A 13629-nucleotide genomic window follows, 5' to 3' on the forward strand; every position below is an offset into this window, starting at 1 on the left:
CACCGCCAGGAGGCCCCGTGTCCGTGCTTCTCATTGATCCCTTCAGCTCGGGCGTTCACTATCACGGCCTCTTGCGCGCCGCCGGTGTCGAATATCACGTCGTCCGGACCCGCCGCGCCCTCGACAGCGGGCTCTCCGAAGGGAGCACTGTTCCGCACCTCGCGATCGATGAGTCCTCGGACGACCAGCTGGCAGAGATCGTGCGCTTTCTGCCGTGACCGCGATGTCGAAACAGTGATCACGGGAGCCGAATCCGGGGTCCCCCTGGCCGAAGCGGTCAAGATCGAGCTCGGGCTCGCCTCCACCGCGTTCGAGGACGGCGGGCGACGATTCTGGGACAAGCCCGCCCTCTACGCCGCAGTGCGCCGGGCAGGACTGCGCGCACCCCGGCAGATCGGCGTGCTCACCACCGAGGAGGTCAGAGCGGGAGCCCACCGTTCCCTGCTGGCGGAGGCGGCCTTCCCCCTGGTCGTCAAAAACCCGATGTCGGGACGGGCAGCGTCGGCGTGCGGGTCGCGAACGACCGCTGGCAGGGCATCGACGCCATCGAAGAGATCGCGTCCGCTCCCGGATTCTTCGGCGGCGTGCCGCCGCAGGCGCTCATTCAAGAGTTCGTCAGCGGTCGCGAATACGTGGTGGACACGGTCTCGCACGCGGGCGAGCATCGCGTTCTGGCGGTCTGCGCCTACGACAAGCACCCCTCCTCGACCGGAGCGATGGTCTACGACCGTCTGCGCTGGCTGGAGTGGGGTTCCCCAGAGACGGCCCTGCTCACCGCGTACGCCTTCGAAGTCCTCCAGGCTCTCGATCACCGGGAAGGCTCCGTCCACATGGAGATCATCCTCGATGCGGAAGGTCCGTGCCTGATCGACCTCGGCGCCCGGCCACACGGCGCCGGCCACCCGCTGAAAACCCACCGGCTGACGGGAACCTCGCAGATGCACGCCGAAACCGACACCGCAGCCGGCCGGGACATTCCCCGACCGCCCGGATACCGGCTGGACGCTCACGCCGCCATCGAGTTCCTCAGCCTCGTCCGCCCGGCCACCCTCCGGGCGGACGCCGACCCGGGCAGGATTCTCCGGCTGGGCTTCGTCCTGTCCGGCGACATTCAAGCCTGGTCCGGCACGACCTATCCGGAAACACACTCGCTGCTGGACTCGGAAGCGTTGGGATTGGTGTTCGTCTCCGGTGCGGACGAGGCGGAGGTGGCCGGGAACGCTCACGAGGTGCGCGACGTCTTCGCCAGCATGCTCGAGGAGACCAGCGGTGCGCAGTGACCCCTGGATGACGGCCCGGCTCCTTCGGCGCACGCGGCTCACATCGTCAAGCCTGCTCGTCCGGGTGAAGCCGGACGAAGCTTCGCCCGCTGTCTCCGCCGGACAAACGGTGAATGTGAGCCTGCAATCCCCTCGCGAGCAGCGGCGAGTCTCCTCTTTCACCGTGTTCACGACTCACCCGGACGGTGAGTTGAGCCTGCTGATCCGCTCCACCGGCGGCGGTGGCGTTTCGGACGGCCTCATGTCCGCCGTCGAGCTCGGCGGCCGGATCTGGGTGAGCGAGTCGATACCGACCACGATTCTGCCGTAGTCCCTCGGCGACGACGGCATTCTCTGCCTGGTCGCCGGATCGGGGATCTCGATCCTGGGAGGGCTGGCCGAGCAGCGCACTCTGAGCAGCGCCGATGTCGTCTTCGTCGGGCAGAAAGAGGACTGCGCCGCTCTCCCCTCCGCCGTGCTCCGCGCTCTGACGAAGGATGTCCCCGCGAGCGCACCGCGAAGATGGACCACCTGGAACTCGACCGAACTCGGGCGACCGAGTGCGAAGGACATCGAACAGTTGGCCGGGAACGGGGAACGGTACTCCGCCGCCGTCGTCTGCGGCCCCGGCGGGTTCTGCGATCTCGTTCAGTCCGTCTGCTCCGAGCAGGGCATCGCCGATGAGCGTCTCGTCCTTGAATCCTTCGGCTCCTCGGACTCCTCAGAGAACGCTCCGCCAGCGGCAATGGCGACCGCTGTCGTCGATCTCTTCGGACAGACGCATGCGGTGCGGTGGCCGGAGAACGAGAACCTGCTGTCGGCAATGCTCGATGCCGGACTCGACGTGCCCTACTCGTGCCGGGCAGGCATCTGCTCCACCTGTCAATGCTCCGTGTTGATGGGGGACGCGCAGATGCGGCTGGATCTGGGGCTGTCGGACGAGGAGAAGGCAGCCGGACTCGCCCTCGCCTGCCAGCTCAAGCCCGTTTCAAACGCCCTCGCTGTACGATTCGCCTCCGCTCCGGGTACCGCGCCTCGCTGACCCCTGAGCCGCTCGCGCCGGGAAGAAGGGGCGATGACCACGTCTCCGGGCCTCAGCGGTTCTCCTTGGCCGCCTTCTCCTCCACCGGCAGCGTCCCGTCTTCGCGGCGCGAAGCGTAATACGCGCGCGCCTCCGCCTGACGCTCCGCCTCCGTACCCGTCGCGATGTCCGCGCGGACCAGCTCGGGGCCGTAGCCGAAAGCGTCCACCAGATCGACGGCGTGCGGGCGCAAGCGCGTCAGCAGCCGTTCGATGTAGGCGCTGACAGCCTGCGCGCGCTGCGGGGAGAGCCGGCCGTTCATGAGATACCAAGCGAGGTTCCTCTCGATGAGACCGAAACCAAACAGATCGCGGAGCCAAAGGAGGACCTGTTTGGTGCCGGCGTCTCGCGTCTGCTCGAGAGCATCCGTGAAAGACTCCCACTGGAGCAGCTCGCCGTGAGCCCGCGCCGCCTCGATGAGCTGGTTCTGCTGTGAGTTGAACAGGGCGGCCGCGGCTTTCTTGTCCCGTTTGGCGGCGGGGCGCAGGTGCCCGGCGATCTGGGAGATCATCGTCTCCACCCGGTCCGTCAGCAGTTCGCGCTGGGTCGCCGGCTCTTGCAGCCAGGTGACCGAGCGCGCGGTGGAGCCGGCGTCGCGAACCATCTGGGCCACGCTCCGGAGGCCGCTGCCGTGGTAGGCCCGGTCGGCCGCGTGGGTGACGACGTAGCGGGCCAGGGCTCCCGCGTCCGCCTGGGCGAACTTGCGGCTGAAATCGGTGAGCAGGCGCTTCGCGACGAGCTGGAGGAGGACGTTGTTGTCGCCTTCGAAGGTGACCCAGATGTCCAGGTCCTGACGCAGCGAGGTGATCCGGTTGGCGGTGAGGAAGCCCGCGCCGCCGCAAGCTTCGCGGGCCTCCTGCAGCGTGTCGAGCGCATGCCAGGTGCTCAGCGGTTTGAGCGCCGCGGCGATGGTCTCGAGATCCTGGCGGTCGGCGTCGGTCGCCGCCCGTCCGCTGAAGACGTCGTCGAACGTGCGGAGGAACATCTCGTGCGCGAAACTCGCGGCGTAGGTGGTCGCGAGCAGCGGGAGCAGCCGGCGCTGGTGACGCTGGTAGTCGAGGATGACCTCTTCATCGGTGTCGCTCCCCGCGGTGAACTGGCGACGCTCGTTCGCGTAGGTGAGAGCGATCTTGAGGCCGAGCTTCGCGGCGATGGTCGCGGAGCCGTCGAGCGAGACGCGGCCCTGGACGAGCGTCCCGAGCATGGTGAAGAAACGGCGGCCGGGGCTCTGGATGGGCGAGACGTAGGAGCCGTCCTCCGCGACATCGCCGTAGCGGTTCAGCAGATCGGTGCGCGGGATGCGGACACCGGTGAAGTGCAGCCGGCCGTTGTCGATGCCGTTGAGTCCGCCCTTCTGGCCGTCGTCCTCGCCGCCGACACCGGGCAGGAAAGCGCCGTCGGCGTCCCGGATCGGCACGTAGAACGCGTGGACGCCGTGGTTGACGTTCCGGGTGACGAGCTGAGCGAACACGACAGCGGCCGTCGCATCCACGGCGGCATTGCCGAGGTAGTCTTTCCACGCCCCGCGGAACGGAGTGTCGATGACGAACTCCTGCGTCTCCGGCTCGTAGGTCGCGGTGGTCGCGACGCTGGCGACATCCGAGCCGTGCCCGGTCTCGGTCATGGCGAAAGCGCCGGGGACGGCGAGCGACATGATGCCTGGCAGGTACTTCTCGTGGTGGCGCGCGGTGCCGAGATGCAGAACGGCCGCGCCGAAGAGGCCCCACTGGACGCCGGATTTGATTTGCAGCGACGGGTCGGCCGCGACCAGCTCCTCGAACGCGGCGATGTTGCCGCCGTGGTCGTCGGCGCCGCCGACGGATTTCGGGAACGCGCGATGCACCTGGCCGTTCTCGACGAGCAGCTTCAGCTGGGCGGACACCCGCTTGCGGTGCTCCGCGACAGACAGCCCCTCGACCTTCTGCAGCTCAGGACGCTTCGCCAGCTCGCGCGAGGCGAGCCGGATCTCGACCCACTCGCCCAGCAGCTGACGGCCCAGCGCCTCGACGTCGACGCGGGGCTCTGCTGCGGGGGCCGGGATGGAGTCGGACGACTTCGTGGCGGCACGCTCGGCAGTATCGACCATGAGTTTCCTTTATCGCTGTCTCTGGGGTCAGGGTCACAGTACGTCGGTCGGACCGCGGAGCGGAACCCATCGGCGCTCCGCTACAAACCTCACCCGCGGCGGTCACCCTACCGTTGCGGGAAGCTCCAAACGGGGCATCCGCACCCGCTGAATGCCGCTTCCCGGCGTCTGTGAACAGCAGCCTGCCCCGAGTGCGGTTGACGTCCGGCCTGTGAGGGTTCGTCCTCGCTGGAAGGAGATCCCTAACGGCCAGGCGACCACCATCGACCTCGGCAATCTTCACCCACCGCTGCACACACGACACGGAAATCCCGAAGTCCTTCGCGATCTGCGCGAACGACGACTCCCGCCTCAACGCGATCGCGACAACATCGTCCCGGAACTCCTTCGGAAACGCTTTCGGCATGATGAACATCCTTCCAACAGCGGCACGCACCACCACAGACCAGGAGCCACCAAAACCCTCAGCAGTCCCGGTCGACCGAGAGGAACCCGCGGGTGGCGGGGTCGTAGGCGCGGGCGCCTAACCATTCCAGACCAGCGACGGTGACGGCGCCGTCGGTGGTGAGAGACACCCCGGCAGGGAGCGCCGAGGAGGCGGGAAGACCAGCCAGCGCCGCCCATTCCTCTTTCGTTGGCGTAACGGCAGAGCGATTGCGGCGGCCCTGGCGTGGGAACACCGCCGCGGATCAGGGCGCACCGAAGGCGCTGGTCAGCACATTGTAGACGCTTGAGCGGAGCTCGTTCAACGTCTGATTCACTACGGACACGGGCGCCAAAACCACGAGCCAGATCAGGTGCCACCGATTCGTTCCACACGCCCGATCCATGCCGTACGCGCTGTGACTTACCGGTGAGCGTTTTCAAGGAGTGTGACCGTCAACCTCGGGATTGTCCACGTAGTTCCCCGTGTAGTACTCCACCCATGTCGCGAGGTCACCAGTCTTATTGAGGTGTTGCGCGCCATCGAGGCAGAAGTAGAAATCGACTCTCGATCCATCGACCTCGAGCCACTGAGCAAGATCATCGAAACCGATCGTTCTGGTGGCCCCATCGGATTCCAAGATCAGATACGCACTCGGCTGCCGACGAAGCGAGAATCCCCGCTTCGGAGGGCTGACATCCCTGAAATATTTCCTGTGTTGCCCAGGGACGTTGGTCAATCTGCTGATGGGTGGCTGGCTGCCGATGGCGGTGTGGGGCCTGTGGTGATTGTAGGAGTGCAGCCAGGCCGGGAGTGCGTTGCGGCGGGCTGATTCGGAGTTGTAGTGCCGGGCGTATGCCCAGCCGTCGGCGAGGGTGCGGTGGAAGCGTTCGATCTTGCCGTTCGTCTGCGGATGGTAGGGCCGGGTGCGTTTCGGTTGGATGCTGAGCTCGGCGCAAGCGTCGCGCCAGGCGTATGAGCGGTATGCGGAGCCGTTGTCGGAGAGCACCTGTTCGACGGTGACGCCACGGCTGGCGAACCAGCCGACCGCTCGACGCAGAACAGCGATTGCAGTGGCGGCGGTTTCGTCGTCGTGGATCTCGGCGTAAGCGACACGGGAGTGATCGTCGATGACGGTATGAACGAACGCTGTGCCGGTGATCATGTCGCCGGTGATCCCGTGTTTCCCGGTCCGCTTCGCGGTGATGGCCTTGTTCCGCTCTCCCTGGAGACGTCCGACGTAGCGCCAGCCGCCACCGTCGGGGATGTTGCCGAGTTTCTTGATGTCGACGTGGATCATCGATCCGGGATGCTCGTGCTCGTAGCGGCGGGCGGGTTCGCCGGTGCGGACGTCGACGTGGCTGGGCCGATTGATCCGGCACCGGGAGAGGACCGTGTGAACGGTCGAGGCGGGCATGCCGAGCTGGGCGCCGATACCGACTGGTCCCAGCCGCTTCTTCCACCGCAGATGCACGACCTTGCGGACCAGTCTTCGCGGGGTCTTGTTCGGGCTGTGATGCGGCCGTGACGAACGGTCCAGCATTCCCGCCTCGCCCATCTCCACGTAACGACGAGCCCATCGGTCCGCGGTGCGTCAGGACACTCGGAAGTAGGTCGCCGCCGCAGCAACGGACCAGCCGTCGTCGACGACTTGGCGGGCCAGGCGGAGGCATTCGCGAGGAGTCAAAGCAGCATTAGCGTGGGTCACGAGGACCTCCTAAGTCATCGAGTGCAGGGAAACTAGACAGCCCCACTCTCGACCGGGAGGTCCTCACCCATCTATCGCGTCACACCTCAACCAACGTCCCTGAGCAGCACAAGCCGACACGACCGAGAGGTTGGACGACGCGACGATCGCACGGCCCTCACTCGCTACTCGCCCGCGGCCACCACGTCCAGCAGAGCCTGCCCGTAGGCTTCCCGCTTCTTCGCGCCGATTCCGGTAATGCCGTCCAGGTCGCCGAGGCTTCCGGGACGGGCCGCGGCGACGGCGCGGAGGGTGGCGTCTCCGAAGACGATGTAGGCCGGGACCCCCTGCGCCTTCGCCTCCCCCGTCCGCCACGCCCGGAGCGCCTCGAACAGGGGCTGATCCGCGGGCGGCAGCTCGCTCGGCGCAGCGGCGCGCGGACCGCGGACCGCGCGCTCCGGCCGGTCCGGCTCACGTCGCAGCACCACCTCGCGGCCGCCCGCCAGCACGGCGGCGCTCTCCGGGGTGATCGCCAGCACACCGTACTCGCCCTCGGGCTTCAGCAGTTCGAGCGCGATCAGCTGCCGTACCACACCGCGCCACTGGCCTTCGCTCAGGTCTGCGCCGATGCCCCAGGTGGCCAGGCGGTCATGGCCGTACTGATCGACACGCGCCGTCCGCTTGCCGCGCAGGATGTCGATCAGGTGCCCGGCGCCGAAGCGCTGATTGCGCTCCCGCTGCAGCCGGACGACCGTGGAGAGCAGCTTCTGGGCGGGAACCGTGCCGTCCCAGGTCTCCGGAGGAACGAGGCAGGTGTCGCAGTTGCCGCAGGGATCGGAGCGCTGGCCGAAGTAGCCGAGCAGGTTCACGCGGCGGCACTGCACGGTCTCGCAGAGCGCGAGCATGGCGTCCAGGTGCTGCGTGAGGCGGCGACGGTGGGCGAGGTCGCCCGGGGAGTCGTCGATCATGCGGCGCTGCTGCACGACATCCTGCAGGCCGTAGGCGAGCCACGCGGTCGAGGGCTGGCCGTCCCTCCCGGCGCGGCCGGTCTCCTGGTAGTAGCCCTCGACGGATTTGGGGAGGTCGATGTGCGCAACGAAGCGGACATCGGGCTTGTCGATGCCCATCCCGAACGCGATGGTCGCCACGACGATCACGCCGTCCTCGCGGAGGAAGCGCGCCTGGGTCCGCGCGCGGGTCCGCGCATCGAGCCCCGCGTGATAGGGCAGCGCCGTCAGCCCGCGGGCGGCGAGGAACTCGGCGGTGCGCTCGACGGAGGTGCGCGAGAGCGCGTAGACGATGCCCGCCTCGCCCGGGTACACCGCCGAAATGAAGTCGAGCAGCTGCTTGCGCACCTCGGCCTTCGGGACGATGCGGTACTGGATGTTGGGCCGGTCGAAGTCGGAGACGAAGTGCTCGGCCCGCTCCAGACCGAGCCGCTGCGTGATCTCCCGATGCGTCGCCTCGGTCGCCGTGGCGGTGAGGGCGATGCGCGGGACTCCCGGCCAGCGCTCGGCCAGCTCGGAGAGCGCGAGGTAGTCGGGACGGAAATCGTGTCCCCACTGCGAGACGCAGTGCGCCTCGTCGATCGCGAACAGGGCGATGCGACCACGTTCGAGGAACCGCTTCGTCGGCTCCGAGGAGAGCCGTTCGGGGGCGATGTACAGGATGTCGAGTTCGCCCGCCAGGTACGCGCGCTCGACCGCCGAGCGCTGGGCGGAGTCCTGCGTCGAGTTGAGGAACGCGGCCCGGACGCCGACCGCGGTCAGCGCATCCACCTGATCCTGCATCAGGGCGATGAGCGGGGAGACGACGATGCCGGTGCCCTCGCGCACGAGAGACGGGATCTGGTAGCAGAGCGACTTCCCGCCGCCGGTCGGCATGAGCACGACGGCATCGCCGCCCGCCGCCACGCGGTCGATGATCGCCGCCTGGTCGCCGCGGAAGGAGTCGTAGCCGAAAACACGCCGCAGCGCCTCGGCCGGGGTCGCGAAACGGGCGGGCGCGGGGACGGCAGCGGTCCGGGCGGCGGGCGCGGCGGGCGCGGCGTTTCCGAAGGGAATCCCGTCGTACGGGTCCTCACGGGCGTACGGGTCCTCGCCTGCGTACGGGTCCTGGGCGGCGGGGAGAGGCGGCTCCTCGTCCAGCGGGGGCGCGTCCCGGTCGTCCGGGACCCAGGTGTTCCAGCTCATCCCCCGATCGTAGCGATGCGCAGACGCGCGAGCCCAGCTCCCGCGGCGACGCCCTGTCCGCCCACCGCTCGGCCGGAAGCCGATGACGTCGGCGCGGCGCTCGGTCCGGGATCTTTCGCGGAGCCGGTGGAGCGGATGCGGCCCCTGGCCGCAGGTGGCGACAGCGGGGCGCTGAGTACCGTTTGAGTGTGGCGGGACGGTGTTCCCTCAGGAGAGGATGAGGACCCATGACGACATCGCACGATCCGGCCGACGAGTTGGAGAACCGGCTCGAACACCTCGGCGACGTGAGCCAGGCCGTCCAGAGCTTCGCCAGCGAGCAGGAGGGCTACCGCAAATCCCTCTCCGCCCGGCAGGTTCAGATGATCGCGATCGGCGGCGCGATCGGCACCGGCCTGTTCCTCGGCGCCGGCGGCCGGTTACAGCAGAGCGGCCCCCTCCTCGTGTTCGTGTACGCGGTGTGCGGATTCTTCGCCTTCCTCGTGCTGCGCGCTCTGGGCGAGCTGGTGCTGCACCGGCCGTCCTCCGGATCGTTCGTCTCCTACGCACGCGAGTTCTTCGGGGAGAAGATGGCGTACGTCGCGGGCTGGATGTACTTCCTCAACTGGGCGATGACCGCGATCGTCGACTCGACCGCCATCGCCCTCTATGTGAAGTACTGGAGCCTGTTCTCGAGCGTCCCCCAGTGGCTGCTCGCCCTCATCGCCCTGGTCATCGTGGTCAGCCTCAATCTCATCTCGGTGAAAGTGTTCGGCGAGATGGAGTTCTGGTTTGCGCTCATCAAGGTCGGCGCGCTCGTGACCTTCCTCGTCGTGGGCATCGTGGTGCTGGCGGCGGGATGGCCGACCGACCTCGGCCCGACCGGCATCCCGATGCTCGCGGAGAACGGCTGGCTGCTGCCGAACGGCGTGGCCACGATCGCGATGGCCATCGTGCTGGTGCAGGGCGTGGTGTTCGCCTACGCGGCCGTCGAACTCGTCGGCATCGCGGCCGGCGAGACAGAGCACCCCGAGAAGATCATGCCGCGGGCCATCAACAGCGTCGTCTTCCGCATCGTGGTCTTCTACTGCGGCTCGGTCCTGCTGCTCGCGTTGCTGCTGCCCGCGAGCGCGTACAGCGGAAGCGAGAGCCCGTTCGTCACCTTCTTCAGCCACCTCGGCGGTCCCCAGCTCAGCGCCGTGGTCGGCTCTATCATGAACTTCGTCGTGCTGACGGCGGCTCTGTCCAGCCTGAACGCCGGGATGTACTCCACGGGCCGCATCCTGCACTCGATGGCCCAGACCGGGGCGGCGCCGCGCTTCACCTCGCGGATGAGCAAGCAGGGCGTCCCGTACGGCGGCATCCTGCTCACGGCGGTCATCGGCGTCTTCGGCGTCTTCCTGAACCTGGTGGTGCCGGCGCAGGCGTTCAACATCGTGCTCAACGTCGCGGCGCTCGGCATCATTACCAGCTGGGCGATGATCGTCCTGTGCCAGATGCAGCTGCGCCGCTGGTCGCTGCGGGGCACGATGAAGCGGCCGGCGTTCCGCCTGATCGGCGCGCCGTTCACGGCCTACCTCACACTCGCCTTCCTGCTGGCGGTCCTGGTGCTCATGACGTTCGACTACCCCACCGGCACCTGGACCATCGCCTCGCTCGTGGTGATCGCGCCGCTGCTGGCGATCGGCTGGTTCGCGCAGCGGGGGCGCATCCTCGCGATCGCCGCCAAGCGCGAAGGCTACACGGGGGCGTACCCGGTGATCGCGGCGCGCCCACTGCGGCGGGAACACGAATGATCCGCCGGCACGGCCTCCCCCCTTTGTGAGGCAAGGCTCACCTCTCTAGGCTGGAACCGACATGTCCACCACCAGCACCCGCCTCCTGCTGACCTGCGCCGCCATCGGCGTCGCAGGTCATCGTGTTCTCCGTCTCCGCCTACATCTCCGGCACGGGCGCGGCGGTCGCTCCGCTGTTCTACGGCGCTGTGATCGGCGTCTACTTCCTGCCGGGGGTCGTCGCGCAGGCACTGCTGAGGCGGGGCGGTGTGGCGCTGATCACCGCGGTGATCACGGGGCTGGTGTCGGTGCCGTTCCAGCCGATCGGGTTCATGGCGGTGATGGCGGCCGGGTCGATCGGGGCGTTGCAGGAGGTCCCGTTCCTGATCGCGCTCTACCGGTACTGGAGAGCCTGGCTGTTCTATGTCACGGCGACGATCGCGGGCGTGGCGTTCGGGCTCGGTGTCTTCTTCGCGCAAGGGGCGGAGACCGCACAGCCGTGGGCGCAAGCGCTGCACATCGGGCTGTTCGCGGTGTCCCCCGTCGTGTTCACCGGGATCGGCCGTGCCGTGGCGAAGGCGCTCGAGCGCACCGGCGCCGGCCGCGGTCTGCAAGGACCGGTCGTGCGCTCACGGCGCGAACGCGGCACCGGCACGCTGCCGATGACGGCCGCCTGAGCCGTGGACGGGTCTCCCACGCCGCTCCGGGCGAGCGGGGTGCGCATCCGGCACGATGGTGCGGACGCCTGGACGCCCGATGGGGTGGACGCCCTGGTCGCGCCCGGCGAGACGCTGCTCGTCCTGGGGCCGAGCGGCTGCGGCAAATCGACCTTCGCCCTGGCTCTGAACGGTCTCATCCCGCACGCCATCCCCGCCCGGCTCGAGGGGACAGTGCTCGTCAGCGGCGTGGACACGGGCCGCTCCTGGGTCGCGGACCTGAGCGAGCGGGTCGGGATGGTGTTCCAGGACCCGGACGCACAGATCGTCACCGGGACCGTCCTGGACGACGTGTGCTTCGGGCCCGAGAACCGGCTGCTGCCCGTGGCCGAGGTGCTCGAGCGCGCCGAGCGCGCGCTGCGGGCGGTCGGCCTGTGGGAGCGCCGCGCCGACGACCCGGAGACGCTCTCCGGCGGCGGCAAGCAGCGCCTCGCGATCGCGTGCGCGCTCGCCCTGGACGCCCCGCTGCTCGTCCTCGACGAACCCACCGCGAACCTCGACCCGGCCGGGACGGAGGAGCTGTACCGCCTCCTGGCCGGACTCGACCGGGCGGTGGTGCTGGTCGAACACAATCTGGATGCGGCAATGTCGATCGTGGACTCGGTGCTGGTGCTGGTGCTGGACGCCGGGGGCCGCGTCGTCGCCCGCGGACCGGCGGCGGAGGTGCTGCGGGAGCGGGCCGAAGAGCTGCTGGAACTGGGTGTCTGGCTGCCGACCGCGACGCTGGCGGCGCTGCGGTTGCGGCAGTCGGGAGTGGCTCTGGACCCCCTGCCGGTGACGCCGGAGGAGCTGGCGACGGGGCTGGCCGCTCTGCCGGGTGCGGTGGGGGCAGCGACGACAACGAGACCCGCACCGCCCGCACCGCCCCCGGACGCCGCGGCCGCCGTCGTCGTGCGGGACCTCACCCTCCGTCGCGGGCGGATCGAGGTGCTGCACAGCCTCTCGCTGACCATGGGCCGAGGCGACTTCGTCGCAGTCGTCGGGCCGAATGGGGCCGGGAAGACCACACTGGCGCAGGCGATCGCGGGGCTGCTGCCGACACCGCGCGGCACGGTCGCCGCCGACCGGGCCGGCTTCGTCTTCCAGAACCCCGAGCACCAGTTCGTCCGGCACAGCGTCGCCGACGAGCTCGCGTTCAGCCTGCGGGGACGGCCGGCCGAAGAAGTGGCGGAGCGGGTCGACGCGATGCTGGCGACGCTCGACCTGACCGCGCAGCGCGAAGCGCACCCCTTCCTCCTTTCCGGCGGCCAGAAGCGCCGGCTCTCCGTCGGCACGGCGCTGATCGCGGGCGCGCCGCTGCTGGTCCTCGACGAGCCCACCTTCGGCCAGGACCGGGCCCGGGCGTCAGAGCTGCTCGAGACGCTGTCCCGGCTCAACGCCGGCGGCGCCACCGTGATCATCGTGACCCACGACCTCGACCTCGCCTCCGAGCACGCGAGTCACATCGCGGTGATCGCGGACGGGCGGCTCGCGGCCCACAGCACCACGAAGGGCATCCTGGGCGATGCCGGCCTGCTGCGGCGCACCGGACTGCGGCAGCCGCCGCTCGGGCAGGCGCTCGCCGGGCCCGGCATCCCGGCGGCTCTTCGCGGGATCACGCGGCTGCGCGACCTGCCGGGCGGTGCGCTGTGACCTTTCTCTCCGGTGACCCGTACGGCACGGGCGAGCGGCCGACGCGGCGGTTCCTGCACCACCTGAACCCGCTCGCGAAGGTCGCGGGCATCCTGCCGGCGTGGATCGGGCTGTTCTTCACGCGGGATGCGCTGACCCCGCTGATCGTGCTCGTCGCGGCGATGCTGCTCCTGCTGATCGGGGCGCGGCTGCGGCCCGCGGTGCTCGTGACGCTCCTGGTCGGGGCGCCGGTCGTGGTGCTCGCAATGGCGCTGAGCTTCGGCTTCTGGACAGACCCGGCCCGCGTGACCGACCGGACCGTGCTGTTCGCGATCGGATCGGCGCCGTACACTGCGGGGGCGTTCGCGGTCGGAGCGGCGACCTCCCTGCGGCTGACCGCGCTCGTGTCGCTCGCGCTGGTGGGCGGGCTGACGACGACGGGGCCGGACCTGTCGCGGGCGCTGGTCGCGCAGCTGCGCGTACACTACCGGATCGGCTACACAGCGGTCGCGGCTACCGGTTCCTGCCGCGGTTCCGGACAGAGCTGGCGGTCATCCGGCAGGCGCAGCGGGTGCGCGGCATCGGGAGGCTCTCCCGGCCGTTCGCGGCTGTCATCCCGCTGCTGGCCTCGAGCATCCGCCACGCCGACCGGATGGCGCTCGCGATGGAGTCGCGGGCCTTCGGCGCGCATCCCACGCGCACCGAGCGGCACCCCTCGCGCTGGCGCGCCCGCGACACGGTCTTCACGCTCGTGCTGTGGCTACTCACCGCCGCGCTGTTTCTCGGCAGCGCGCTCGCGACGCGGGCCTGACCGCCACC

Annotated in this window: 9 protein-coding genes and 1 pseudogene; 7 read left to right on the forward strand and 3 right to left on the reverse strand. The window is 69.2% G+C overall.

Translation table 11 applies throughout. The features are described from left to right. The first annotated feature begins 506 nt into the window (after window positions 1-506). From O159_RS15955 to O159_RS11180, 3 genes are all read left to right on the forward strand, one after another. A complete protein-coding gene (locus tag O159_RS15955) occupies window positions 507-1280 on the forward strand; it encodes a hypothetical protein (RefSeq protein WP_236609478.1) in 774 nt (257 codons plus the stop codon). Next, a complete protein-coding gene (locus tag O159_RS11175; protein WP_081689881.1) occupies window positions 1270-1590 on the forward strand; it encodes an FAD-binding oxidoreductase in 321 nt (106 codons plus the stop codon). Before O159_RS15955 ends, O159_RS11175 begins: the two co-directional genes overlap by 11 nt. Before the next feature lie 144 nt (window positions 1591-1734). Next, window positions 1735-2301 (forward strand): flavin reductase family protein, encoded by a 567-nt coding sequence (locus O159_RS11180; protein WP_021755894.1) that lies wholly within the window; start codon window positions 1735-1737, stop codon window positions 2299-2301. Between the two features lie 52 nt (window positions 2302-2353). Here O159_RS11180 and O159_RS11185 read toward each other — a convergent pair whose 3' ends face one another. The 3 genes and pseudogenes from O159_RS11185 to recQ form a co-directional block, all read right to left on the reverse strand. Then, window positions 2354-4426: an acyl-CoA dehydrogenase family protein gene (locus O159_RS11185; RefSeq protein WP_021755895.1), complete on the reverse strand. Its 2073-nt coding sequence runs from the start codon at window positions 4424-4426 to the stop codon at window positions 2354-2356. A 1139-nt stretch (window positions 4427-5565) separates the two neighbouring features. Then, window positions 5566-6558, reverse strand: a pseudogene (locus O159_RS11195) (IS481 family transposase); the annotation flags it as partial. Window positions 6559-6722: 164 nt separating this feature from the next. Next, the gene (gene recQ, locus O159_RS11200) at window positions 6723-8729 is read right to left on the reverse strand and encodes a DNA helicase RecQ (RefSeq protein WP_021755897.1); all 2007 of its coding nucleotides are present in this window, start codon (window positions 8727-8729) and stop codon (window positions 6723-6725) included. 227 nt (window positions 8730-8956) lie between these two features. Between recQ and O159_RS11205 the strand changes: the two genes are divergently transcribed. The 4 genes from O159_RS11205 (at window position 8957) to O159_RS15960 (ending at window position 13621) form a co-directional block, all read left to right on the forward strand. Next, the gene (locus O159_RS11205; RefSeq protein WP_021755898.1) at window positions 8957-10504 is read left to right on the forward strand and encodes an amino acid permease; all 1548 of its coding nucleotides are present in this window, start codon (window positions 8957-8959) and stop codon (window positions 10502-10504) included. 122 nt (window positions 10505-10626) lie between these two features. Further along, complete coding sequence (locus tag O159_RS11210; protein ID WP_021755899.1) at window positions 10627-11160, forward strand: ECF transporter S component; 534 nt, start codon at window positions 10627-10629, stop codon at window positions 11158-11160. Window positions 11161-11163: 3 nt separating this feature from the next. Further along, on the forward strand, window positions 11164-12831 hold the full coding sequence (locus O159_RS11215; RefSeq protein WP_043993731.1) for an ABC transporter ATP-binding protein: 1668 nt from the start codon (window positions 11164-11166) through the stop codon (window positions 12829-12831). 550 nt (window positions 12832-13381) lie between these two features. Beyond that, window positions 13382-13621, forward strand: coding sequence for an energy-coupling factor transporter transmembrane component T (locus O159_RS15960; protein WP_021755902.1), 240 nt, complete (start codon window positions 13382-13384; stop codon window positions 13619-13621). The last annotated feature ends 8 nt before the right edge of the window (window positions 13622-13629 follow it).

This window comes from Leifsonia xyli subsp. cynodontis DSM 46306 (assembly GCF_000470775.1).
In the GTDB taxonomy this organism is placed as follows: Bacteria; Actinomycetota; Actinomycetes; order Actinomycetales; family Microbacteriaceae; genus Leifsonia; species Leifsonia cynodontis.